This is a genomic window from Fulvimarina endophytica, from assembly GCF_003403015.1.
Lineage (GTDB): Bacteria > Pseudomonadota > Alphaproteobacteria > Rhizobiales > Rhizobiaceae > Fulvimarina > Fulvimarina endophytica.
In genome coordinates this window covers 351297-375849 of sequence record NZ_QURL01000002.1, presented here as the reverse complement: position 1 = coordinate 375849, position 24553 = coordinate 351297, and the positions used below count along the sequence as shown (strand labels likewise).

20 protein-coding genes are annotated in these 24553 nt (G+C 66.0%); 13 read left to right on the top strand and 7 right to left on the bottom strand.

All coding sequences use genetic code 11. The features are described from left to right. Positions 1-314 precede the first annotated feature (314 nt). The 3 genes from DYI37_RS05185 (at position 315) to folD (ending at position 2890) form a co-directional block, all read left to right on the top strand. Entirely contained in the window at positions 315-998 is a 684-nt protein-coding gene (locus DYI37_RS05185; protein ID WP_116682134.1) for a 50S ribosomal protein L25/general stress protein Ctc, read from the top strand. A gap of 99 nt (positions 999-1097) precedes the next feature. Beyond that, entirely contained in the window at positions 1098-1826 is a 729-nt protein-coding gene (gene pth, locus DYI37_RS05180) for an aminoacyl-tRNA hydrolase (protein WP_116682133.1), read from the top strand. Positions 1827-1969: 143 nt separating this feature from the next. Continuing rightward, positions 1970-2890 (top strand): bifunctional methylenetetrahydrofolate dehydrogenase/methenyltetrahydrofolate cyclohydrolase FolD, encoded by a 921-nt coding sequence (folD, locus tag DYI37_RS05175; RefSeq protein ID WP_116682132.1) that lies wholly within the window; start codon positions 1970-1972, stop codon positions 2888-2890. Between the two features lie 125 nt (positions 2891-3015). On the opposite strand, the gene DYI37_RS05170 is transcribed toward folD, so the two are convergent. Together DYI37_RS05170 and DYI37_RS05165 are read right to left on the bottom strand one after the other, a co-directional pair. Continuing rightward, entirely contained in the window at positions 3016-3174 is a 159-nt protein-coding gene (locus tag DYI37_RS05170) for a DUF3309 family protein (protein WP_116682131.1), read from the bottom strand. Positions 3175-3334: 160 nt separating this feature from the next. Further along, a complete protein-coding gene (locus DYI37_RS05165; protein WP_116682130.1) occupies positions 3335-4597 on the bottom strand; it encodes a ubiquinone biosynthesis hydroxylase in 1263 nt (420 codons plus the stop codon). A 144-nt stretch (positions 4598-4741) separates the two neighbouring features. On the opposite strand from DYI37_RS05165, the gene tesB reads away from it, so the two are divergent. The 4 genes from tesB (at position 4742) to DYI37_RS05145 (ending at position 9372) form a co-directional block, all read left to right on the top strand. Next, a complete protein-coding gene (gene tesB, locus DYI37_RS05160) occupies positions 4742-5599 on the top strand; it encodes an acyl-CoA thioesterase II (RefSeq protein WP_116682410.1) in 858 nt (285 codons plus the stop codon). Between the two features lie 364 nt (positions 5600-5963). Beyond that, positions 5964-6302, top strand: coding sequence for a P-II family nitrogen regulator (locus DYI37_RS05155; RefSeq protein ID WP_116682129.1), 339 nt, complete (start codon positions 5964-5966; stop codon positions 6300-6302). 20 nt (positions 6303-6322) lie between these two features. After that, positions 6323-7693 carry an ammonium transporter gene (locus tag DYI37_RS05150; protein ID WP_116682128.1) on the top strand — a complete coding sequence of 457 codons (1371 nt, stop codon included), beginning with the start codon at positions 6323-6325 and terminating at the stop codon, positions 7691-7693. 290 nt (positions 7694-7983) lie between these two features. Further along, a complete protein-coding gene (locus DYI37_RS05145; protein WP_116682127.1) occupies positions 7984-9372 on the top strand; it encodes an ammonium transporter in 1389 nt (462 codons plus the stop codon). A 172-nt stretch (positions 9373-9544) separates the two neighbouring features. Here DYI37_RS05145 and DYI37_RS05140 read toward each other — a convergent pair whose 3' ends face one another. Then, a complete protein-coding gene (locus tag DYI37_RS05140; protein WP_116682126.1) occupies positions 9545-9823 on the bottom strand; it encodes a GNAT family N-acetyltransferase in 279 nt (92 codons plus the stop codon). A 252-nt stretch (positions 9824-10075) separates the two neighbouring features. Between DYI37_RS05140 and DYI37_RS05135 the strand changes: the two genes are divergently transcribed. After that, positions 10076-13285: a DNA translocase FtsK gene (locus tag DYI37_RS05135; protein ID WP_245413778.1), complete on the top strand. Its 3210-nt coding sequence runs from the start codon at positions 10076-10078 to the stop codon at positions 13283-13285. Positions 13286-13411: 126 nt separating this feature from the next. Here the strand turns inward: DYI37_RS05135 and DYI37_RS05130 are convergent, their stop codons facing one another. From DYI37_RS05130 to DYI37_RS05115, 4 genes are all read right to left on the bottom strand, one after another. Continuing rightward, the gene (locus tag DYI37_RS05130; RefSeq protein WP_116682124.1) at positions 13412-15076 is read right to left on the bottom strand and encodes a cisplatin damage response ATP-dependent DNA ligase; all 1665 of its coding nucleotides are present in this window, start codon (positions 15074-15076) and stop codon (positions 13412-13414) included. Positions 15077-15159: 83 nt separating this feature from the next. Then, positions 15160-15969, bottom strand: coding sequence for an exonuclease domain-containing protein (locus tag DYI37_RS05125; protein ID WP_116682123.1), 810 nt, complete (start codon positions 15967-15969; stop codon positions 15160-15162). Between the two features lie 158 nt (positions 15970-16127). Next, positions 16128-16352 (bottom strand): aa3-type cytochrome c oxidase subunit IV, encoded by a 225-nt coding sequence (locus DYI37_RS05120; RefSeq protein WP_116682409.1) that lies wholly within the window; start codon positions 16350-16352, stop codon positions 16128-16130. A 168-nt stretch (positions 16353-16520) separates the two neighbouring features. Next, positions 16521-17084 carry a type 1 glutamine amidotransferase domain-containing protein gene (locus tag DYI37_RS05115; protein WP_116682122.1) on the bottom strand — a complete coding sequence of 188 codons (564 nt, stop codon included), beginning with the start codon at positions 17082-17084 and terminating at the stop codon, positions 16521-16523. Positions 17085-17429: 345 nt separating this feature from the next. Between DYI37_RS05115 and DYI37_RS05110 the strand changes: the two genes are divergently transcribed. From DYI37_RS05110 to DYI37_RS05090, 5 genes are all read left to right on the top strand, one after another. After that, a complete protein-coding gene (locus DYI37_RS05110; protein ID WP_116682408.1) occupies positions 17430-18167 on the top strand; it encodes a DUF4396 domain-containing protein in 738 nt (245 codons plus the stop codon). 173 nt (positions 18168-18340) lie between these two features. Continuing rightward, positions 18341-19642, top strand: coding sequence for an ATP-dependent protease ATPase subunit HslU (hslU, locus tag DYI37_RS05105; protein WP_116682121.1), 1302 nt, complete (start codon positions 18341-18343; stop codon positions 19640-19642). A 95-nt stretch (positions 19643-19737) separates the two neighbouring features. Then, on the top strand, positions 19738-21507 hold the full coding sequence (locus tag DYI37_RS05100; RefSeq protein WP_116682120.1) for a sensor histidine kinase: 1770 nt from the start codon (positions 19738-19740) through the stop codon (positions 21505-21507). Between the two features lie 19 nt (positions 21508-21526). Beyond that, on the top strand, positions 21527-22915 hold the full coding sequence (locus DYI37_RS05095) for a sigma-54-dependent transcriptional regulator (RefSeq protein ID WP_116682119.1): 1389 nt from the start codon (positions 21527-21529) through the stop codon (positions 22913-22915). 386 nt (positions 22916-23301) lie between these two features. Next, positions 23302-24381 carry a DctP family TRAP transporter solute-binding subunit gene (locus DYI37_RS05090; protein ID WP_116682118.1) on the top strand — a complete coding sequence of 360 codons (1080 nt, stop codon included), beginning with the start codon at positions 23302-23304 and terminating at the stop codon, positions 24379-24381. Positions 24382-24553: the final 172 nt, after the last annotated feature.

Sequence of the window (24553 nt, the reverse complement as noted above, 5' to 3'; positions counted from 1 at the left end):
GGCGCCACAGGGGTTCCGGGCACACTCGAACGGGGCCCCGGGGCGCGACTTGAGAAGAAAAATTCGTCGCGGCGGTGTTTTTCTTCGCCTCGTCATGCGGCGGTCATAAGGGAGATCGCGTCTGTGCGAATGGGCTCGCCGCCTGCGGTCTTGCCGCAGGCCCCGGGCTCGCGTATAGCGTGCCCGTCCGCGCGGACACCCTTGGAGGCAGCGCGGAGGAAGCGGTATGCCGGACGGCATCGCCGCTTTTCGTCGTTTCCCGCCCGCCTGCGGGACGGGAACTCGACCACCTCAACAGTCAAAGGACGAAAACCATGCATCAGACCTTCGAGGTCAAGGCCGAGAAGCGCGAAAAGGTCGGCAAGGGGGCCGCCAGAGCTTTGCGCCGCCGGGCCATGATTCCCGCCGTGATCTACGGCGACAAGAAAGATCCCCTGCCGATCGCGATCCCCTACAAGGAAACCTTCCTTGCGCTGCACGCAGGCGGCTTCATGACCAATCTGGCGACCATCGAAGTCGATGGCAAGAAGATCAAGGTCCTGCCGCGCGACTACCAGCTCGATCCGGTTCGCGACTTCCTCGACCATGTCGACTTCCTGCGCGTCGGCGAGAAGACCCGCGTCACGGTCGAGATTCCGGTTCACTTCGAGAACGAGGAAGCCTCCCCGGGTCTCGAGCGCGGCGGTGTCCTCAACATCGTGCGTCACACGGTCGAGGTCGAGTGCTCGGCGAACGCCATTCCCGAGGCGTTCACCATCGACCTGACCGGCACCGATATCGGCGATACGCTGGCGGCATCCTCCGTGACGCTGCCGAAGGGCGTGACCTTCACGATCACCGACCGCGACTTCGCGATCGCGACGATCGCCACCCCGGCGGCTCTGCGCGCCGAGGAAGACGAGGGCGAAGCTCCCGAGGACGGCGATGTCGAGGCGACGGAAGTCACCGAGCAGCGCGCCCAGACCGTCGAAGGCGAGACCGAGGCCGGCCCCGAATAAGCCGGACGCCGCGTCCCATCGACACTATTTTGAAACGGCCGGGCTCAAACCCGGCCGTTTTCGCATCCGCGTTCGCCACACCGCGAAAGGGCACAACCGATGATACTGATCGCCGGCCTCGGCAATCCCGGACCGAAATATGCCGCCAACCGGCACAATATCGGCTTCATGGCCGTCGACGAGATCGCCCGCGACCCCGCTTTCGCACCCTGGTCGAGGAAGTTCTCGGGTGAGATTTCGGAAGGCCAGATCGGCGGCACGAAGGTCCTACTCCTCAAGCCCCTCACCTTCATGAACGATTCGGGCCGCTCGATCGGCGAGGCCGCCCGCTTCTTCAAGATCGAGGCGCGCAACGTGATCGTCGTGCACGACGAACTCGATCTCGATCCCGGCCGGGTGAAGGTGAAGACCGGGGGCGGCAATGGCGGGCATAACGGCCTGCGCTCGGCCGATGCCCATCTCGGAACCCGCGACTACAGGCGCCTGCGCCTCGGCATCGGTCATCCGGGCCGCAAGGAACTCGTAACGCCCCACGTGCTCGGCGACTTCTCCAAGGCCGATCGCGAATGGTTGGATCCCCTCCTTTCCGATATCGCGCGTCATGCGGATCTTCTCGTGAAAGGCGAGGACGCCCTCTTCATGAACCGGCTGTCCACGTCCGCCGATCCGGGCGGCAAGCCGGCGCGTGAAGCCAAGGCTCCCGCCGCAAAGCCTGCCGCCGGAAAGAGCCACATCCATCAGGCGCGCGGCAACGGGCCGAAGGTCAGGGTTCCAGAATCAGGTCCGATGGCCGAGATGCTGAAACGGATGTTCGGCAAGGGCGACTGACCGGTTCACCCGACCGACGAGCGTTTTTGACCCGATCGGGGCGGCCCGCGTGTCGCGCATCCCCGCCGTCTCGCCTTATAGTCCCCTCGATTCGAGCACCCGTGCGCCAGACATGGGAGCGATCCCAACGGAGGAGAGTTGAGATGAGCGATCCGATCATCATGGACGGCAAGGCCCGGTCCAAGTCGATCATCGAGGAGGTGACGGCGGCGACACGGCGGCTCCGGGACGAAACCGGCGTCCAGCCCGGCCTTGCGGTCGTCATCGTGGGATCCGATCCGGCGAGCCAGGTCTATGTGGGCTCGAAAGCGAAGCGCGCCGAGGAATGCGGCTTCAAATCCGTCAAGCACGAACTCACCGAGGATACGAGCGAGGACGAACTCCTCAAGGTCGTCGACGCCTTGAATCGGGACGACACCATTCACGGTATTCTCGTCCAGCTCCCCTTGCCCAAACAGATCGACGACGCGAAGGTGATCCAGGCGATCGACGCCGACAAGGACGTGGACGGCTTCCACCTCGTGAACGTCGGCCGGATCGCGACGGGCGCTGCCGACGAGGCGTTCGTGCCCTGCACGCCCGCCGGCTGCATGGTGATGATTCGCGACGTTCTGGGGGACGATCTCTCCGGCCTCAACGCCGTGATCGTGGGACGGTCCAACATCGTCGGCAAGCCGATGGCGCAGCTTCTGCTCGCGGCCAATGCCACCGTCACCATCGCCCATTCCCGCACCCGCGATCTCGCATCCGTCTGCGCGAAGGCGGACATTCTCGTTGCCGCCGTCGGGCGTCCGGAGATGATCACCGGCGACTTCGTGAAGGACGGGGCCGTGGTCGTGGACGTCGGCATCAACCGCGTCGAGGCGGCGGACAAGGGCGCCAACGCGGACGGCTCGCCCAAGACGCGCCTCGTCGGCGATGTCGCCTATGACGAGGCAGCGGCCAAGGCCAGGGCGATCACGCCCGTTCCGGGCGGCGTCGGGCCCATGACCATCGGCATGCTGATGGCCAATACCCTGCGCTCGGCCTACCGGGCCGCCGGCCGTGAGGCGCCGAAATTCTGATCATCGAAAAGCCGGAACACGACAAAGCAGGCGCCCGGAGCGATCCGGGCGCCTTTCTCGTTTCGGTCATGAGGAATTTGTGGAGGTTCGGAGCGTTCGCGGCGTCCGAATTCCGGACATGCCCGTCAGATGAGACCGATCAGAGCGAGGACCATCACCAGCACGATGAGGAGCGCGACGATCATCAGCGGGCCGATCGTGAACCGGCGGGAATAGGACCAGATCGGCAAAACGGCGACGAACGCGATCACGAGGAGAATGAAGAGAATACCGCTGAACGTCATGCGCTGAAGGCTCCGACCAGTGAGAGGTGGACCGGCGACAAGCCGCGATGGCGACTTGCGGACGGCCCTTTCGTTTCGGAACGTGTCGTAACCTCACCGGGCGGGAACCGCAATCGACCACCGCCCCCAAAGCGCTCCTTCCGCAACGCCCAACGACTTCTCAGATCGGCTCGCCGCGCAGGAGCCGGGGGGCCGGGCCGCGATTGAGCCCCGCGGCCTGGGAGATGAAGAACTCCTTCACTGCCGGCGCCCGGTCGACGAGGGAGAGCCCGAAGGAGCGAACCGCGCGCAGCATCGAATTGTCGTTGGAGAACAGCCGGTTGAGGATGTCCGTCGTCACGCCCATCTGCACCGTGTCGAATCGGCGCCAGCGCTGATACTCCTCCAGAACGTCGACGGCTCCGATATCGAGCCCACCGCGTTCGGCTTCCACGATGACCTGGGCGAGCGCGGCCGCGTCCTTGAAGCCGAGATTGAGGCCCTGCCCCGCGATCGGATGGATGCCATGGGCCGCATCGCCCGCAAGCGCAACGCGATCGGTCACGAAACTGCGCGCCAGCGTCAGTCCGAGCGGGAAGGCCCTGCGTCCGCCTTCGAGGCGCAGCGCGCCGAGCTTGTGGCCGAATCGCTGCTCCAATTCGAGTTCGAACATCATCTCGTCGCCCTCGACGAGATCCTTCGCCTGCCGGGTGCTCTCCGTCCAGACGAGCGAGGAGCGGTTGCCCTTCAACGGGAGGATCGCGAACGGGCCGGAGGGCAGGAAATGCTCCTCGGCGCGCCCGTGATGGGGGCGCTCGTGGGAGACGGTCGCAACGATGCCGGACTGGTCGTACTGCTTCCTGACCGTCTGGATGCCGGCCATGCCGCGGATCTTCGAGTTGACGCCGTCGCAGGCGACGAGGAGACGGGCGGCGAGTTCGCGTCCGTCGGTCAGCGAGACGTCGATCCGCGCCGACTTGCGCGCGATGCCGGAGACCCCGACGCCCTGGGAGAGCGTGACGCCGAGGGCCTCGGCCTTTTCGCGCAGCGCACCGTTCAGGACCTGATTGCTCAGCATGTGGGCGAACGGCTCGCCGGGCTCGGCCTCGCCGCCGAAGGTGAGGAAGACCGGCCGCACCGGATCGTTCGTGCGCGAATCGGTCACGATCATCTCGGTAATCGGCTGGGCTTCGTCCCTCACCGACTGCCAGATCTCCAGATGTTCGAGCATGCGAATCGCCGCCGCGGCGATGGCGGAGGCGCGCTCGTCCCGCTTCCAGGCGCCGTCCGGCGCGATGTCGACCAGCCTGACGTCAAGCGATGGCGCCGCCGACTTGATGGCGATCGCGAGGGTCAACCCGACATAGCCGGCACCGGCGATCACGATATCCGTGCGCTCGATGGGCGCGCTCGCGCCCCGTGCTGTCGTCTCGGGTTCGGCCATTCCAGCTCTCCATGCCGCAAATTCGCGCGTTCGCAGTGGACGAACGCATGACGTGGCATATGGTTTGCCCATCGAAGAGCGCCAGAGCCCCCGCGACGGATGGCCCGTTTTCGAACCGTTCCGAGCGCCGCGAAGGACCCGCCGATGAAAGATGCCGCCGACCTCCTGACCATTCTCGATCTCGAACGGATCGAGGAGAACCTGTTCCGGGGCATCACCGCCGACAGGACCTGGCAGCGGGTCTTCGGGGGCCAGGTGGTGGCGCAGGCGCTCGTCGCGGCCCAGCGCACAGTGCCGGCCGAGCGCGAATGCCACTCCCTGCACGGCTATTTCCTGCGCGGCGGCGATCCCTCCCGCCCGATCCTATACGACGTGGACCGCATCCGCGACGGCGGCTCCTTCACGACGCGCCGGGTCGTCGCGATCCAGAACGGACAGGCGATCTTCTCGCTTTCGGCATCCTTCCAGAAGCACGAGGACGGATTCGATCATCAGGTCGATATGCCCGACGTTCCGGGACCCGACGACATTCCCCATGGCGACGCGCTGAAGGAGAAAATCCTCGAGCATGCGCCGGCGGCCGTGAAGCGCTACTGGCAGCGCCCGCGCCCGATCGAGTTCCGGCCGGTCATGCTCGACCACTACCTGACCGAGAACAAGCTCGACCCGGTCCAGAGGGTCTGGGTGCGCTGCAATGGCGAGATCGGCGACGACCCGCATCTCAACGCTGCCGTCCTCGCCTATCTGTCGGACATGACGCTCCTCGACACCTCGCTCTTCGCACACGGCCTGTCCGTCTTCGACGAACGGGTGCAAGCCGCGAGCCTCGATCATTCCATGTGGTTCCACCGGCCGATCCGCGCCTCCGAATGGCTGCTTTACGCGCAGGAGAGCCCCTCATCCTCCGGCGGGCGCGGGCTGACGCGCGGCAGCCTCTACGATCAGGCCGGCGTTCTGGTCGCCTCGGTCGCCCAGGAAGGGCTGATCCGGCCGCGCCGCTGACCGGGCAGAGCATTCCCCGTCCCTGTCGTGCCCGTTCGGCCCAGGCCCGGAGCGCCGGGACGCGCTGCCATTTGCGAGTTTTGAAGCCAGACAGACTCAATAGCACATTTTTTAGGCAAACTGCCCGCCTGCCTGTCGCATAATTTCGAGGCAGAGGCGGCACGTGCCCTGCCGTGGAGTGCCTGAAGCCCGGCTTCGCCCTTTGCAAAGCGGGCCTCGTCTCGCGAATTTCGTCTTTTCTGCGGCTCCGCCGAGAGTTTGGCACGAAGCTTGAATCTGTCCTGTCAGCCGCCGGCCTTCCGGGCACGGCGCGATACGGCTCAACACCAGCGGTCCGAGCCACCGCGACAGGTTCGAGGTGAACATGAAAATCGTGATGGCGATCATCAAGCCATTCAAGCTGGACGAGGTGCGCGAAGCCCTCACCGGCATCGGGGTCCAGGGCCTCACGGTGACCGAGGTCAAGGGCTACGGGCGCCAGAAGGGGCACACGGAAATCTATCGCGGCACCGAATACGCCGTGAGCTTCCTGCCCAAGCTGAAGATCGAGGTCGTGGTCGCGGCGGACGTCGTGGATCGCGCCGTCGAGGCCATCCAGACCGCCGCCAAGACGGGTCAGATCGGCGACGGGAAGATCTTCGTCTACGGGGTCGATCAGGCCGTCCGCATCCGTACGGGTGAAACCGACACCAGCGCGCTTTGATCGCAAGAGGGGACGAACGCATGAACTACGGGAAGCTGATCTTCTTCACCGCGCTTGGAGCGGGCCTCGCGGCGACCGCCGCCTTCGCCCAGGACGCCGCCGCGCCGGCGGCCGATGCCGCGACCGCCGCGGCAGCTCCGGCTGCGGACGCAGCCGCGAGCGCACCGCCGGTCTCCACGCAATACATCTTCAACACGCTGCTCTTCCTGATGGGCGGCTTCCTCGTGATGTTCATGGCCGCCGGCTTCGCGATGCTCGAGGCGGGCCTCGTGCGTTCGAAGAACGTCTCGATGCAGTGCCTGAAGAATATCGCGATCTATTCGATCGCCGGCATCATGTTCTGGGTCGTCGGCTACAGCCTGATGTATACGGACGTGAACGGCGGCTATATCGGCACCTTCGCGGCCTATTCCTTCGATGCCGTCGGCGGAAACGCCCTCGACACCGGCTATTCGACGGCATCCGACTGGTTCTTCCAGATGGCCTTCGTCGCGGCCACCGCCTCGATCGTCTCCGGCACCATCGCCGAGCGCACCAAGCTCTGGCCGTTCCTGATCTTCACCGCCATCCTGACGGGCATTCTCTATCCGATCAGCGGCTCGTGGCAGTGGGGCGCCGGCTGGCTCTCCGAAATGGGCTTCTCCGACTTCGCCGGTTCGACGGTCGTCCACTCGGTCGGCGGCTGGGCGGCGCTCGCCGGTGCCCTGCTCGTCGGCGCACGCAAGGGCCGCTTCGCCAGGGACGGCCAGGGCGTTGCCATGCCGGGTTCCTCGATCCCGCTCGCGACCCTCGGCACCTTCATCCTGTGGCTCGGCTGGTTCGGCTTCAACGGTGCCTCCCAGCTCGCGATGGGCACGATCGGCGACGCGACGGATATCAGCCGCATCTTCGCCAACACCAACCTCGCGGCCGCAGGCGGCGTCGTCGTCACCCTGATCCTGCTTCAGGCGATCTACGGCCGCGTCGACGTGACCATGGTCCTCAACGGCGCCCTTGCGGGCCTCGTCTCGATCACGGCCGAGCCGCTCGCACCGGAAGCCTGGCAGGCGATCCTCATCGGCGGCGTCGGCGGCGTCATCGTGGTCTTCGCCGTGCCTCTGCTCGACAAGCTGAAGATCGACGACGTGGTGGGCGCGATCCCCGTGCACCTTCTCGCCGGCATCTGGGGCACCATGATCGTTCCGGCGACCAATGGCGACGCGAGCTACGGCACCCAGCTCATCGGCATCGCCGCCTATGGTGTCTTCACCTTCGCGGCCAGCCTGATCATCTGGGCCATCCTCAAGGCGGTCATGGGCATCCGCGTCTCCGAGGAAGAAGAGGCGCTGGGTCTCGACCGTACCGAGGTCGGCGTCGAGGCCTATCCGGAGTTCGCCACCGGCCAGCGCTGATCGCGCAGCATCGATCCCATCGGATCTCATGGAGAAGGCCTGCCTCGCGGCAGGCCTTTTTCGTTTGTCGCCGCGGGCGCGATCTCTGCACCTCTCCATGGCCTGAACCTTTCGCGGGCACCTGCCTCATCCTTGGGCAATCGGGACGTTCCCGTGCCGGCCCGATCCGGCCTGCCGCCGCCATCGAGGGAATTGGCACGGTTTTTGATAGGTCCCGCTCGATGCGCATCGGCTGGAAAGACGCCACGCGCTCTGATCGTGACAAGAAGTGATATGAGGGACGTCTCCAGATGACGGCACAGGTCGATCTCAAGCGGGTTTCGGCGGCTTTGGCCGGCTTAGCCCTCGCATTCAATGCAGGCGCCGCGTTCGCGCAGGACACCCTCGCCTCCGGCGGGGCCGGCATCGCGGAAACGGTGGCGCCGACGGTCGACAAGGGCGACGTCGCCTGGATGATGACCGCGACCCTCCTCGTTCTCTTCATGACCATGCCGGGCCTTGCCCTGTTCTATGGCGGACTCGTGCGCGCCAAGAACATGCTCTCGGTTCTCATGCAGTGCACCATGATCTGCGGCGTGATGATCATCGCCTGGGTCGTTTACGGCTACTCCTTCGCCTTCGGCGGCAGCACCAGCTATTTCTGGGGCGGTCTCGGCAAGGTGTTCCTCTCGGGCGTCACCGTCGATTCGACCGCGGCGACCTTCACCGATGGCGTGGTCCTGCCCGAATATCTCTTCATCGCCTTCCAGATGACCTTCGCCGTCATCACCCCGGCACTGATCGTCGGTGGCTTCGCCGAGCGCATCAAGTTCTCGGCGGTCGTCGCCTTCGTGCTTCTCTGGACCACCTTCTCCTACTACCCCGTCGCCCACATGGTCTGGGACGCCTCGGGCCTGATCTTCACCGGTGCCCTTGCGGGCGGCGTCGCGGCGATCGATTTCGCCGGCGGCACGGTCGTTCACATCAATGCGGGCATCGCGGCGCTCGTCGGCTCGCTCCTCGTGGGCAAGCGCCTGGGCCTCGGCCGCGACAACATGGCGCCCCATTCCATGACGCTCACGATGGTCGGCGCCTCCATCCTCTGGGTCGGCTGGTTCGGCTTCAATGCCGGATCGAACCTCGAATCGACGGCCGCCGCCGTCCTCGCGATGATCAACACCTTCACCGCCACCGCCGGAGCCCTCGTCGCCTGGTGCGCCATCGAGGCGGCGATGCGCGGCAAGGCCTCGATGCTGGGCGGCGCTTCGGGTATCGTCGCGGGTCTCGTCGCGGTCACCCCAGCCTGCGGCACGATCGGCCCGGTCGGCGCGATCGTGCTCGGCGCCGTCGCAAGCGCCGTCTGCTACTTCTTCGTGGATGTCGTGAAGCACAAGCTTCAATATGACGACAGCCTCGACGTCTTCGGCATTCACGGTGTCGGCGGCATCGTCGGTGCGATCGCCACCGGCATCCTGACCTCGAGCGCGCTGGGCGGCGTCGGCTATGCCGATGGCGTGACGATGAGTTCCCAGGTCTGGGCGCAGGTCGTGGGCGTCGCGATCACGATCGTCTGGAGCGGCGTCGTTTCGCTCGTCGCCTACAAGATCGTCGATCTCGCGATCGGCCTGAGGCCCAGCGCGGACGACGAGCGCCAGGGTCTCGACCTCAGCTATCACGGCGAGGCCGCCTATCACAGCTGATCGGTCCGCGATCGACCGGCAACGGGGCCGCTCGGCGGCTCCGCATCCTGCCAGCCGACGAAGAACGCGGGGATGTCCGGGAACGGACATCCCCTTTTTTCGTGTCCGGAAGCGCGTCACCTTTCGCCCAGGAAAAGGCGAAGCCCGATCCGGCCCTCAGGCCATCCGGCCGTCAGCGAGCGGCGATATCCGCGTAGAGCGCCGGTTCCCGCCTGAAGAGAACGTCCACATAGGGGCATTCCGGCACGACCTTCAGCTTCTCCTCGCGCGCCCAGGCGACACCCGCATCGACCAGCTTGCGGGCGAGCCCCTGGCTGCGCATCTCCGGCGGCACGAAGGTGTGGTCGAAGACGACGGTCTGCGATCCCGCCCGCCGATAGGTCAGCTCGCACGAGCCGTCGCTCGTCGCAAATCGCCCGCCATACTCTCCGGCCTCGTGTCGGATTTCCATTCGTCGTCCCTCCCCGTCGGGTCGTTGGTTCGTCCGATCACCAAAGCGGCTTGGGCGCGTGCAGGTTCCGTGCCGCTCTCGGGCGCTCAGGCCGGTAACAGGCCCTTAAGCTTAAAGGCGGCTTAACCACCCGGGCCTTATGGTCTCCCAGAACGATTCCGGCCGCTGTCCGAACGGGGGCGGCCGCAAGAGAAACCAGCTTTTCGACGGGCAGAAAAGATGACGATGACGGCAGACGGACGCGGCAAACGCATGAATCTGAGACGGCAGGCGGAACTCGCCATCGGGCTCGGGATGATCGGCCTTTCGGCCTTTTTCGCAGTTTCCATCGCGACCTGGAACGTCGCCGATCCGTCCTGGAGCCAGGCCAATCGCCAGGCGGTCGAGAACGCCGCCGGGGCCTCCGGTGCGATCACCGCCGACCTCTTGATGCAGGTTCTGGGTCTCGGAGCGGCACTCGTCGTCGTCTGGCCGCTGATCTGGGGCATCTTCTATCTCATGGGTCGCCCGCTGGACCGGCTCGCCCGCAAGGGCTGGCTCGCGGTCGGCGGTATCGCGCTCGTCTGCGCGGCCATCGGCTGCCTCCCGTCGAGCGAGAGCTGGCCGCTGCCGATCGGCCTCGGCGGCGTCCTCGGCGACATCGTGCTCAAGGTTCCGGCCCTCTTCATCGGCGGCTATCCGTCCGGCATCGCGGCCGTCATCGTCGGCGTCCTGATGCTCCTGCCCGGCGCACGCCTGATGCTCGGCGGCACGGGCCTCTGGGAGATGAAGCGTGCGCCGAGCCGCACAACTGGGACCGCCGAACTCGCCCATCGTCCGGCCATGCGTTCGAACCAGCCGGAACTCGACGGCCAGGAGGGCTATTTCTCCCTGGCCATGGGAGCCCTTGCCCATACCGTCTTCTCGGCGCGCTCGGCGATCGACCGCGTCCGCAGCAAGCGGGCCGAGAGGAAGCGCGAATTCGGCGACCGGTTCGACGAGTGGAGCGATTACGCCGATACGGCGCCGGCCGTGCGCGATCCCGCCCTGTTCGCGCCCGAGCCGCGCCTCGATCCCATGCCGCCGCTCGCAGCGCCCGCACAAGGCTACGCGCCCCAGGCCCCGCGTCGCCAGTCCGCGCCGGCCTATGCTCCGGCACCGGCCGCGCCCGAGGCACCGGCCGAGCGCACCGTGCGGGTCCACATGCCCAATCAGGCCCCGGCCTCGGCCTATGTCGATCCGTTCGCCGATCAGATGGACGAGGACGACTGGGCCCAGCCGGCCCCTGCCCAGACCCTTGCGCCGCAGCCTCCGGTCGCGGACCCCTACGGTCTTCCCCAGCCCACGGGGCGCTTCGACACGGCCTATCAGGCCCCCGTTCGCGAGCCGGCCGCGGCCGAGCCCTTCGCAAACAATGCCTGGTATCGCGATGGCGGTGCCATGCGTCAGCCAGAGGACGAGAGCCGGTTCGAGGCCCCCATGGAGCCCGAATACGAGGACGAGTCCTATTACGACGAGGAGCCGGACTATGCGGAGGCTCCCGAGGCGCCGCAGGCACCCTATCCGGGCGAGGCCGCGCCGAGCGAGGCTGGCTGGCGCGGGCTTCTGCCAGCCAATATCGTCGCCTTCCCCGGCCGCCGTCCGAAGCCCCAGGCACCCGAACAGGCGCGCCGCGAGCCGGCGATGGAGGCGGCGAGCCCGGCTCCCCAGGCACGGCCGGACATGCACGAGGAACCGGCGCCCCGGCATATGCCGCGCGCCCATGTGGCCGGCCAGCCGACCGGACAGGTTCCCCCCTCGCCGTCCTCGCAGGATATGCCGCTCGGGCGGCCGGTGCCGGGAACCCGCACGATCACCGGTGACCAGAACCGGCTTCGCACCGGCTCGGGCAAGGCGCTCGCGATGAAGCCCCGCCTCGAACTTCCCGATCCCGAGACGTTCGAGCTGCCCTCGGTCGAATATCTGACGCCGCCGCCGCCCCAGGCCTTCGACGAGTCGATTTCCGAGGCCGCGCTCGCCGACAATGCGCGCCTTCTCGAAAGCGTTCTCCAAGACTTCGGCGTCAAGGGCGAGATCATGGAGGTGCGGCCCGGCCCGGTCGTCACGCTCTACGAACTCGAGCCCGCGCCCGGCATCAAGTCGAGCCGCGTCATCGGCCTTGCCGACGACATCGCCCGCTCGATGAGTGCGATCGCCGCCCGCGTCGCGGTGATCCCCGGCAAGAACGCCATCGGCATCGAACTGCCGAACCCGTCCCGCGAGACCGTCTATCTGCGCGAGATGATCGCCAACGAGGCCTTCAGCGGTCACAAGGGCAAGCTGCCGCTCACCCTCGGCAAGACCATCGGCGGAGAGCCGGTGATCGCCGATCTCGCCAAGATGCCGCATCTCCTCGTCGCCGGCACCACCGGCTCGGGCAAGTCGGTGGCGATCAACACCATGATCGCCTCCCTCCTCTATCGCCATTCGCCGGCCGAATGCCGCCTGATCATGATCGACCCGAAGATGCTGGAACTGTCGATCTACGACGGCATCCCGCATCTCCTCTCGCCGGTCGTCACCGATCCGAAGAAGGCGGTGGTCGCGCTGAAATGGACCGTGCGCGAGATGGAAGACCGGTATCGCAAGATGTCCAAGGTGGGCGTGCGCAATATCGACGGGTTCAACCAGCGGGTGAAGGCGGCCCAGGCCAAGGGCGAGGTCCTGTCGCGCACCGTGCAGACCGGCTTCGACCGCAACACCGGCGAGCCGATCTTCGAGACGGAGGAATTCGACCTCTCGCCGCTGCCCTACATCGTCGTGATCATCGACGAGATGGCCGACCTGATGATGGTGGCGGGCAAGGAGATCGAAGGCGCCGTCCAGCGTCTCGCGCAGATGGCGCGCGCCGCCGGCATCCACGTCATCATGGCGACCCAGCGTCCCTCGACCGACGTCATCACCGGCACGATCAAGGCGAACTTCCCGACCCGCATCTCCTTCCAGGTGACGTCGAAGATCGACAGCCGGGTGATGCTCGGCGAGAGCGGCGCCGAACAGCTGCTCGGCATGGGCGACATGCTGTTCATGACCGGCGGCGGGCGCATCCAGCGCGTCCACGGCCCCTTCGTCGACGATGCCGAGGTCGAAGGCATCGTCAGCCATCTGAAGGCGCAGGGCGTGCCGGACTATCTCGATGCCGTTCTGGAGGACGACGAGGAGGACGAGGCTCCCGCCAAGGGCGCCAAGGCCGGCGGAGCGGGCAAGAACGCAGCCCCGATCGAGGACGAGCTCGACGAGAGCGCCGATCTCTACGACCAGGCCGTGGCGGTGGTGCTGCGCGACGGCAAGGCATCCACCTCCTACATCCAGCGCAGGCTCGGCATCGGCTACAACCGCGCCGCCTCGATCATCGAGAAGATGGAGAACGAGGGCGTCGTCGGCCCGGCCAACCATGCGGGCAAGCGCGACATCCTCGTGCCGACCGAAGAGGACAATCTGTAGGCGGCAGCAGTCATCGCTATGAGAAGAGCTCTGGCCCGGTGAAAACCGGGCCAGTTTTGTTTGGGCAGGCAATTAAACGTTTTCGCTCATGGCCCGGCCACGAGCGCGCCGCGCTGGAACGCAACCTCAATCCAGCATCGCCTGAAGCGTCTCCAGCCGGTCGGCCTCGGATGCCGGCTTGTCCCAGCGCAGCCGGTTGACGCGCGGAAAGCGCATGGCAACGCCCGATTTGTGGCGGGCGGAGCGCTGCAGACCTTCGAAGGCGACCTCGATGACGAGCCCGTGCCCGGGCTCGGCGCGCACCGAACGCACCGGCCCGAAGCGCTCGATCGTGTTGTCGCGGACATATTTGTCGATCTGCTTCAGCTCCTCGTCCGTGAAGCCGAAATAGGCCTTGCCGACCGGAACGAGCTCGGGCGCGTCCTCCTCGCCCGTCCACACGCCGAAGGTATAGTCCGAATAGAAGCTCGAGCGCTTGCCGTGCCCGCGCTGGGCATACATGAGAACGGCGTCCACGAGGTGGGGGTCCTGCTTCCACTTGAACCACGGTCCCTTGGGACGGCCGGGCACATAGGCCGAATCCCACCGCTTCAGCATCAGCCCCTCGATCACCGCATGGGGCGGCTCGCGCCTCAGGGCCGCGAGATCCTCGAAGCTCTCATAGGCGACGAGAGGCGAGATATCGAAGCGCGTCGGCTCGAGCCGTGCCGCGAATGCGGCAAGGCGCTCGCGCCGCTCGGCGAACGGCAGGGGACGCAGGTCGACGCCCTCCTCCACGAGAAGATCGTAAGCCCGAAGGAAGACGGGATGGGACTTCAGCATCGCCGCCGAAACCGTCTTTCTGTTCAGTCTCTGCTGGAGGTCGGAGAAGGTGCCGACCACGATGTCGGCGGCACGCGGCGCGTTGCGGCCGGCGACCGCCGGCTTGCCCGAACGCTTCGCCGTGGGCTTGGCGACCAGCAATTCGCCGTCGAGCGTTCCCTCGAAGGTCATGAAGTCCATGAGATCGGGAAAGGCGCCGGAGATGTCGTCGCCGGTGCGCGAATAGAGCCGGGCGACACCCCCTTCCGCGCTCGCCTGGACGCGAATGCCGTCCCATTTCCATTCCGCCGCATAGTCTTCTGCCCGGATGATCCCGTAATCGGGCTCTTCGAGCGGCGTCGAGAGCATCACCGGGCGGAACGGTGCCTTGGCCGCCGAAACCGGCTTGTCCGCCCGGTCTTCCAGCCAGGCGAAGAGCTGTTCATAGGGCACGTCGAGACCGTGCCAGAGCTCCTCGATCTCGGCGACGTCCTTTTTGCCGAAATCGGCGAGCGCCTGCTTGGCGAGACGGGCCGAGACGCCGATGCGCATCGAGCCGGTCACGAGCTTGAGGAGGGCGTAGCGCCCGGAGGAGTCCAGCTGGTCGAGCCATGTCTCGACGAGCTTGGGGCCCTCGCGGCGGTTGGCCGCGTTCAGCTGCTCGACCACCTCCGACAATCGCGGTCCGGACGATGCTTCCGCGCCTTCCGTTTCGCTGCCGGACGGCCAGACGAGGGAGATCGTCTCCGCCAGATCGCCCACATAGTCGTAGGAATAGCCGAACAGGACCGGGTCCATCCGGTCCGTCATCAGTTCGCGCAACATCGCGGGCTTGACCGACTTGATGTCGAGATCGCGGGTGATCGCCGCGAGCGCGAGGCCGCGTTCGGGATCGGGCTGGCTCGCGAAATGGTCCACCAGAAGACGCAGCTTCCCGTTGCGCGAAGGCGTCAGGGTCAGGGCATCGATCAGGTCGGCGAAGGCTTTCATCCCGCGAAAATCTAGACAGATCGACGGCCGTGGCGAGAGCGATTTCGCCCCCTGCGAGAAGCACGGGCGGAACGGCGGAGCGGTCAGAGCGCCGTGCGGGCCGCCTGCGGCAATGCGCGCTCTCCCCTCACCCGGCGCAGGGCGAGCTGGCGGCGCGCCGTGAACACGGCATCGGCACTCATCTCCGGCTCGGCGACGAGCCATTCCAGATAGTCCGACGGAACCTCCGCGATAGGCACGCCCTTGTGGCGCCCGAACCGCAGCTTGGCCAGCAAAGCGGGTTCGTTCGAGGCTCGTTCGGCTCGCTCCAGAAAGTCTCGCAGGTCATGGCATCGCGGCATCAGCTCATCGGCGATCCGGCGCAGGAGAACGGCGGTGCAGACCGCGTCGAAGAGCGCGCGATGCGGATGAAGGCCCGCCAGCATCCCGTCGACGCTCGACAGGTCGAGCGGAACGTATTTCACGAGGCTCTGGAGACCGTGTGCGCGCACATCGGGAAAGGCGCGAAGGGCGAGCTTGTAGGTGCAGAGCCAGCGGCCGGTGAGGCGCAGGCGCGAGCGGTCGAAGTCGGCGCGCTGGGCTGCATAGGTCTCGGTGGCGAAAGGGCGGACGGCCTCGGCGAAGGGCGGCGCCCCGGCGAGCATCTCGTCGGTGATGTGATGCACCTTGCGTGCGCCCGGGCTGATCGGCACGCCGGCCGGGTCGCAGAAGGTCTGCATGGGATTGGAAATCGCGCCGGTCGAAAGATCGAGATCGACCGATCCGATCTCGATCACCGCATCCTCGGCGAGCTTCTGTCCCGCCGTTTCCGTATCGATGATCCGCACCATCGGGGAAACCGGGCTATCGAAGAGGCCGGGCATCGTGGGTGCGGGCGGAAAGAGGTCGTTCATACCCCGTCAGATCGGCAGTTTCCGACGGGCGGCAAGAGACACCTCGACGCGGGCGCGAGCGCAGGAGCGGACGGGCATTGTTTCCGCCCGCCGCCGGCGAGCCGTCGCTCTCGCGGCTCCGACATCCGGTCCGGCATTCCGCGAGACCGGACCCGACATTATCGGAAGATGAAATAGGCGATGGCCAAGACGACGACGAACGCGCCGATGCCGCCCAGCACGCTGCCGGCGCCGAGCAGTCCGACGGCCATGCCGACGAGTAGGGCGACCACGAACACGGCACCCCATTTGAACATCGCCAGGAACCGGGCATAGGTCCGCTCGTGTTCGGGATAGTCCATATCCGCCGACGTCTGGACGTCGTAGTTGATTTCGCCTGCCATCGGGTCGCCTTTCGAGAACGAGATGAAGGTCTCGACATACACGAGAAATTTCTTCGCTGGCAACGTCCGGCGAAATGGTTCGAACGGCGAAGTCATCGCAAGGAAAAGGGGCCGGCGTCCGGCCGGCCCCTTCGAGATGGATTCTGGTTCCGATCGATCGTTCGGCGGTCAGGCGACCTTGCGGTCCTCGTGACGGCCTTCCTCGACCTCCTCGATGATCTTGCCGATGAAGGCCGGCAGGTCGTCCGGATTGCGCGAGGTGATCAGCCCCTCGTGCACGACCACTTCGCGGTCCACCCAGTTGCCGCCGGCGTTCTTCACATCGGTCTTGATGGACTTGTAGGAGGTGATGTCGCGTCCACGCACCACGTCCGCCTCGATCAGGAGCCAGGGCGCGTGACAGATGGCTGCGAGCGGCTTCTTCGAGTTGAAGAACTCGCGCACGAAGGACACGGCCTTCGCGTCGGTGCGCAGCACGTCGGGATTGATCTGTCCGCCCGGAAGCACGAGGGCGTCGTAGTCCGCGACGCGAACCTCTGAGAGCTGCTTGTCGACCGGGATCTCCTTGTCCCAGTGATCCTGATCCCAGCCCTTGATCGAACCGCTCTTTGTCGAGATCACGTGAACTTCGGCCCCGGCCTCCTTGAGCTTGGCGAGCGGCTCGGTGAGCTCGACCTGCTCGAACCCGTCGGTGGCGAGAATCGCGATCTTCGCTTCGGTAATCTTCGTCATGGTGTTCGTCCTTTGCTTGCAGGATCACGCCTTTCCGGCAGTCACGACAATCGGCCGGCCGGAGCTGCCGACTGTCACGATCGCCGGAAAGGAGAATGGAACGACCTCGATCCGGCCGCCCCAGCGGCGGCTCGCCTCGAGACGAGGAGCACGGTCGTCCCATCGTGATCTTCGTTTGCTTCAGCCAGACAACGGGACGGTGGCACTTGTGTTCCGAGATGCTTTGCCGCCTCTCGAACCAGGACGACACGGAACGCGATGGCAGCCAGCGACTTTCATTCGAGCTTTCTCGAAACGGATCCGGCGCCTCGCCCGCCGGATCGATCACCCGACGGACCTTCCCCGATGATCCCCGACTGGCTGCATCTTCTCGCGATCGTCATGATCCTTTCGGGTGTGACATCCTTCACCCTGCTTCTCGTCACGGTGATCTACCGGCCGCAGCACATGGCAATCATGAACGTGGTCTGGCCCGTGACGGGCCTTTATGCCGGTCCCCTCGCCTTGTGGGGCTATTATCGATACGGCTCGCTCGCCCGCGACGACATCGCGAGGGCGGCGATGGAGCGCGGCGAGCCGATGCCGCACAAGGAACGGACCCCGTTCTGGGCATCCGTCGGCAAGGGAGCGACCCATTGCGGAGCGGGCTGCACCATCGCGGACATCATCGCCGAGACGGTCGCCTACCTGTTTCCGGTCGTCGCGGTCCTCTTCGGTTACAAGATCTTGTTCGCCGAGAAAATCTTCGCCGTCTGGATCTTCGACTATGTCCTCGCGCTCCTCATCGGCATCGCCTTCCAATATGCCTCGCTGAAGCCGATGAACCCCGAAATGACGAGGGTCGAGGCCCTGAAATCCGCGATCAAGGCGGACGTTCTCTCCCTCACCGCCTGGCAGATCGGCATGTACGGCTCCATTGCGGTCGCTCATTTCATCGTCTTCGCATCGCTTCTCGGTGTATCGATCGACCCGTCCATGCCGGAGTTCTGGGCCTCGATGCAGATCGCGATGATCTGCGGTTTCGCCACCGCCTTTCCGGTCAATCGCTGGCTGATCCGCAAGGGTCTGAAGGAGCGCATGTAGGCGGGTGTGAAACGGCCATTCCGGATGCCTCGGCAAAGGCCACTTCCCGTCCTCGCTCTGGCGAAGCTCTCCGGTCGATCCCATGTAGCCGCAGGAACGCGTCGGATCGCTCCATCGAGGCCCGGCGCAGACGAAGAGAGCCGCAGGATCGGCGGCGCCAGCCAAGACGAGCCATGACTGATTTTTCCCCCCGCGAGATCGTTTCCGAACTCGACCGCCACATCATCGGGCAGAAGGATGCCAAGCGAGCCGTCGCGGTCGCGCTGCGCAATCGCTGGCGCCGGCAGCAGCTCGAAAAGGGCCTTCGGGAAGAGGTCATGCCGAAGAACATCCTGATGATCGGACCGACGGGGGTCGGCAAGACGGAGATCTCGCGCCGCCTTGCAAAACTCGCCGGTGCCCCGTTCATCAAGATCGAGGCGACCAAGTTCACCGAGGTCGGCTATGTCGGCCGCGACGTGGAGCAGATCATCCGCGATCTCGTGGAGATCGGCATCGGGCTCGTGCGCGAGAAGAAGCGCGAGGAGGTGAAGGCTCGGGCGCACAAGGGCGCGGAAGACCGCGTCCTCGAAGCGCTCGTCGGCAAGTCCGCCTCCCCGGCCACCAAGGACTCCTTCCGCAAGAAGCTGCGCTCGGGCGAACTCGACGACAAGGAGATCGATATCGAGGTCTCCGACACCTCCGGCCCTGCGGGCGGCATGGACATTCCGGGCATGCCGGGCGCCAATATCGGCGTTCTCAATCTGTCGGAGATGTTCGGCAAGGCGATGAACCGGACCAAGCAGGTCCGCACCACGGTTCGCGACTCCTACGATCTCCTGATCGGCGAGGAATCCGACAAGCTCCTCGACCAGGGCGAGGTCACGCGCGAGGCGATCGACGCGGTCCAGAACAACGGCATCGTCTTCCTCGACGAGATCGACAAGGTCGCCAACAAGGACGGACATTCGGCCGGCGTTTCGCGCGAAGGCGTGCAGCGCGATCTCCTGCCCCTCGTCGAGGGCACGACGGTCGCCACAAAGCACGGCCCGGTGAAGACCGATCACATCCTCTTCATCGCCTCCGGCGCCTTCCACGTCTCCAAGCCCTCGGATCTCCTCCCCGAACTCCAGGGCCGCCTGCCGATCCGAGTGGAATTGCGGGCGCTGACCCGCGAGGACTTCCGGCGCATCCTCACCGAGACCGAGGCCTCGCTGATCAAGCAGTATATCGCCCTCATGAAGACCGAGGACGTGACCCTCGAGATCACGGAAGATGCCATCGACGCGCTCGCCGACACGGCGGTCAAGCTCAACGGCTCGGTCGAGAACATCGGCGCGCGCCGGCTGCAGACCGTGATGGAACGGGTGCTGGACGAGATCTCGTTCGAGGCGCCGGACAAGGGCGGCGAGACCTACCGGATCGACGGCGACTACGTCCACAAGGCCCTCGACGGCATCGCCGGGGATACGGATCTGTCGCGGTTCATTCTCTGACGAAGCTGGGATAGTCTTCGAGCGTCGAACGCGCCCGGCGGACACCCCGCCGGACGCGTATCGCTGGGAGACGAGCTTTGCCGGGTAGATCGACGATGGCCATGCGGCGGACCGGTCGCCACGCCGTCGAGCGCAGGTTCTGGATCATTCGCGGCGCCGCGGCGATCCTTCTTCTCGCCGTCGCGGTTCTTGCGGCGACGCTCGCGGGACGCCTGACCGGACACTCGGTTCGTCTCTCCGTCACGAGGGACGCCGCCGAGACGCTGAACGTGCAGGCCGCAGTTCTCGAAGGCATCCTCGACAAATATCGCCTCCTGACCCCCCTCCTCTCGGGAACGCGGGAGATCGCCTCGATCCTCGCCCCGCCGGGCTCGCCGCTCATCGCGGTCAATGCCCGCGACGCCGCGCGGGCGGTCGGTCAGGTCACGGCGATGTCGGGCGCGCTCGACGCCGCGCTCTTTTCACCGTCGGGTGAACTCGTCGCCAGTGCCCGGGGCCGTTTCCAGCCCTCCGCGAGTGCGCTCGACGCGGCTCTCGCGGCCGCTCGCCAGGGCCGGCTCGGTCGCCAGAGCCTGAAGCTCGCAGATGGCGAGAAGGCCTATCTCTTCGCCTCGCAGGTTCGCCGCCAGGGCAAGGTGCTCGGCTATATCGCGATCCTCGTCGGCTTCGAGAGCGTCGAATCCACCTGGGCCCTGTCGAAGAAGCCGATCTTCGTGACCGATCGGAACGGCGAGATCCTCCTCACCAACCGGCCGACCGGCGAGATCGCCTCTCTCGCGCCCGCGGCCCTTTCGGGCGATCTCGTCAACGGGACGGGCGAGACGTTCATCGAATTGTCGCGCAGCTTTCCGCTTCTGGAATGGGAAGTCCACGTTCTCGCCGATACGCGCCCCATCGCGCTCGCCGTGACCTGGGCGACGGTGTCCGCACTTCTCTTCGTCCTCCTCCTGGCCGTCGCCACGGCTCTCCTCATCCGCCGCAGCGAGCAGGTCATCCTGCGCGAGCGCCGGGACAGGGCGATCGCGCTGTCCCTCGAGCGGCGCGTGCGCACCCGCACCAAGGCGCTGAGCGAGGTGAACGGCAGCCTTGCGGCCGAGGTCGAGGAACGCCGGATCGCCGAGGAGAAGCTGCGGCAGGCCCAGTCCGATCTGGTGCATACCGCACGGCTCGCCGGGCTCGGGCAGATGGCCGCCGCCCTCGGGCACGAGTTCAACCAGCCGATCGCGGCCATCCGGACCTATGCCGACAACGCGGCCCGGCTGATCGCGCGCGAGGAGCCCCGCAAGGCCGAGCACAATCTGTCGCGCATCGCGGCGATGACGGAGCGGATGGCGGAATTGTCGAAGACGCTGCTGGCCTTTGCCCGAAAGCCCAGAACGACGACGGAGATCATCGGCCTTGGCCCGGTTCTCGACGAGGCGATGATCCTCGTGCGCCCACGTCTTCGCAAGGCGGAGATCGACCTCGTCATCGATCCGGCCTTGCGCGAGCATACGGTTCTGGGCGGAAAGGTCCGGCTGAGCCAGGTGTTCATCAACCTCATCAACAACGCCGCCGACGCGATGAGCCACCTTTCCGGCGGCCGGATCGAGATCGCGATCGGACAGAGCGCGGGAGGTGACGACCTGACGATCGAGGTCGCCGACGACGGGCCCGGCATTCCCGAAGACATAGCCCGGCAGATCTTCGAGCCGTTCGTCACGACCAAATCGAGCGGCGAAGGCATCGGCATCGGCCTCTCGATCGTCTCCAACATCCTGGCCGATTTCGGCGGCGGCATCCGCCTTCTGCGAACCGGCCCGGAGGGAACGGTGTTTGCAATCACGCTTCGGAATGCCGATAGCCAGTCGATCGCCGCAGAATAGTCCCCCCGAGGTCTCGTCCATGCCCGAATTCGGCCCGTCCATCGTCCATCTCGTCGACGACGACGAAGATCTTCGCGATGCCCTCGCCCAGGGCCTCGAGCTGGAGGGGCTGCCGATCCGGTCGCACGAGGACGCGGCCGGCCTTCTCTCCCAGCTCAGCCAGGACGCCCATGCGGTCGTGATCAGCGATATCCGCATGAAGGGGATCGACGGGCTGGAGGTTCTGAAGCGCGCGCTCTCGATCGACCCGACGATGCCCGTCATTCTCATCACCGGCCATGGCGACGTGCAGATGGCGGTCGATGCCATGCGCATCGGCGCCTACGACTTCATCGAGAAGCCGTTTCCGATCTCCCGCCTCCAGACCGTGGTCGAGCGGGCGCTGGAGAAGCGCCGCCTCGTTCTGGAAAACCGGTTGCTGCGCTCGCGGCTCGACGACAGCGGAGGCGAACTCTCGGCTCGTCTCGTCGGCCGCACCCCCGCCATCGAGCGCCTGCGCCAGCAGATCAGGGCGCTGGCCGATACCGATGTGGACGTCCTGATCCGTGGGGAAACGGGCGCCGGCAAGGAGGTCGTCGCGCGCGCGCTGCACGATTTCGGGCAGCGCTCGAAGAAGAATTTCGTCGCCATCAATTGCGCCGCGCTCCCCGCAGATATCATCGAGTCGGAGCTCTTCGGCCACGAGGCCGGCGCCTTCACCGGCGCCCAGCGCCAGCGGATCGGCAAGCTCGAACATGCCGATGGCGGAACCGTCTTCCTCGACGAGATCGAGTCCATGCCCCTCGATCTCCAGGCCAAGCTTCTGCGGGCGATCGAGACACGGGTGATTGAGCGGCTCGGTTCGAACAAGCCGATTCCCCTCGACGTGCGCTTCGTGGCAGCGACGAAGACCGATCTTGCCCGGGCCGGCGAGGCCGGCCAGTTCCGCTCCGATCTCTATTACCGGCTGAACGTCGTCACCCTGACGATCCCTCCCCTTCGCGAGCGGCCCGAGGATATTCCGATCCTCTTCTTCCATCTCGCCCGCGAGGCCCGCGCGAGGTTCCGGCGCGAGATCCCGCCCTTCGACCACGAATTCGAACGCCATCTCGTCGCCGCCCCTTGGCCCGGCAATGTGCGCGAGCTGCGCAACTATGCCGATCGTTTCGTGCTGGGGCTCTGGTCGGGCTTCGAGAACGGATCTGCGAGCGATCCCTCCCATGCCCCGGCCGCGCCCCTGAACGCCTCGCTCGCCGATCGGATGACGCTCTACGAAAAATTCGTGATCGAGACGGAACTTTCCCGGCACCAGGGCGCTTTGAAGCCTACATACGAGGCTCTTCAGATCTCCCGGAAGGGTCTCTACGACAAGATCAAGCGTCTCGGGATCGAGACCGGCGAGACCGAGGACGAACGCGGCGAGGCTTGACCGACGTCGTTGGAAGCTCCGTTCGTCTCGGCATGTGTAGCGTCCGACACATCGGCATCGCCAGGACGAGTAGCCAGCTTCCCGCTCGATTACTCCGTGCCTTCGCGATCTCGTCGCCGGCGGGACGTTACCCAATCTTTCCAAAACCTTAAGCGGTTCCTCACCCCTCCCGGCGCGTTTGGCATGCGCCTTGCCAGTTGTCTTCTGTCGCAGTGACGGGAGGCATTGCGAGGCGAACTGATCCGCTTGGACAAAGCGGGTCCGAGGCGCCCGGCACCGACCTCCCCCACATGCCGATCTCATGCTCTGCGGCCGATCTACGGTTCGCGGTGCGGACAACCAGACGTTTCGGGCGGCTCGTCACCGCTCATCGGGAGGATAATCATATGAAGAATCTCTTGCTCGGCACGATCTCCGGCCTCGCTCTCACCCTTGCGGCGGGCGCTGCGCAGGCTCAGGACGATCCGTGCGGAAGCGGCGAGACCATCGTCAAGTTCAGCCACGTCGTCGCGGCGCAGGGCCATCCGAAAGGCGAGGCCGCCCAGCTTCTGGCGGACCGCGTGAACGAGGAGATGGACGGCAAGCTCTGCATGCAGGTCTTCCCGAATTCCACGCTCTACGACGACGACAAGGTGATGGAGTCCCTGCTCCTCGGCGACGTCCAGCTCGCCGCCCCCTCGCTCTCGAAGTTCGAGGCCTATACGAGCAAGCTGCGCCTCTACGATCTGCCCTTCCTCTTCCCGACCCTTGCGGATGCGAACCACTATCTCGCCTCCGACAACGCCAAGGATCTCCTCTCGGTTCTCCAGGACGAGGGCTATGAGGGTCTCGGCTATATCAGCTCGGGCCTGAAGCAGTTCTCGGCCAACAAGCCGCTGGTGATGCCCGAGGACGCCGCGGGCCTGAAGTTCCGCGTCCAGACCTCCGACGTCGCGGTCGCGATGATCGAGGCCCTGAAGGCCTCGGCCCAGAAGCTCGCCTTCAAGGAAGTCTACGGTGCGCTCCAGCAGGGCGTCGTGGACGGCCAGGAGAACAGCTGGTGCAACACCTACACCCAGAAGTTCTTCGAGGTGCAGGACGGCATCACCGAGACCAACCACCAGCTGCTCGCCTACGCGCTAATCACCAGCCAGGACTTCCTCGACAGCCTCGACGACGATGTGCGCGAGCAGTTCCTGACGATCGTCAACGAGACCCTGGCGGACGCCAACAACAAGGTCGCCCAGCAGGAAGACGAATGCCGCACGCAGATCGCCAATGCCGGCTCCGAGATCCGCAAGCTTACGCCCGAGCAGCGTGAAGCCTGGGTCACGGTCATGAAGCCGGTCTGGGATCAGTTCCGCAACGATATCGGTGCCGACGTGATCGATGCCGCCGTCGTCATGAACGGCACGGCCGACACCCAGTCCACCGACGCGGCCGCAGCCACCGGCGCATCGGGCTCCGCCTCGACCACCGCGAACTGACGAACGGCAGATCGGGCCGGGCCGGACGAACCCGGCCCGGCCTGCACGCCTATCGGCACACCGCGATTCGCTAGATCGCGGCCGGCCGGGGCATCGCGGACGGCCGCCCCCAAGCGCTGAAGCCGGCAGGCCCAGCGTTTCGGCGGCGGTCCGTCATCCGGGCGCGCCTTCC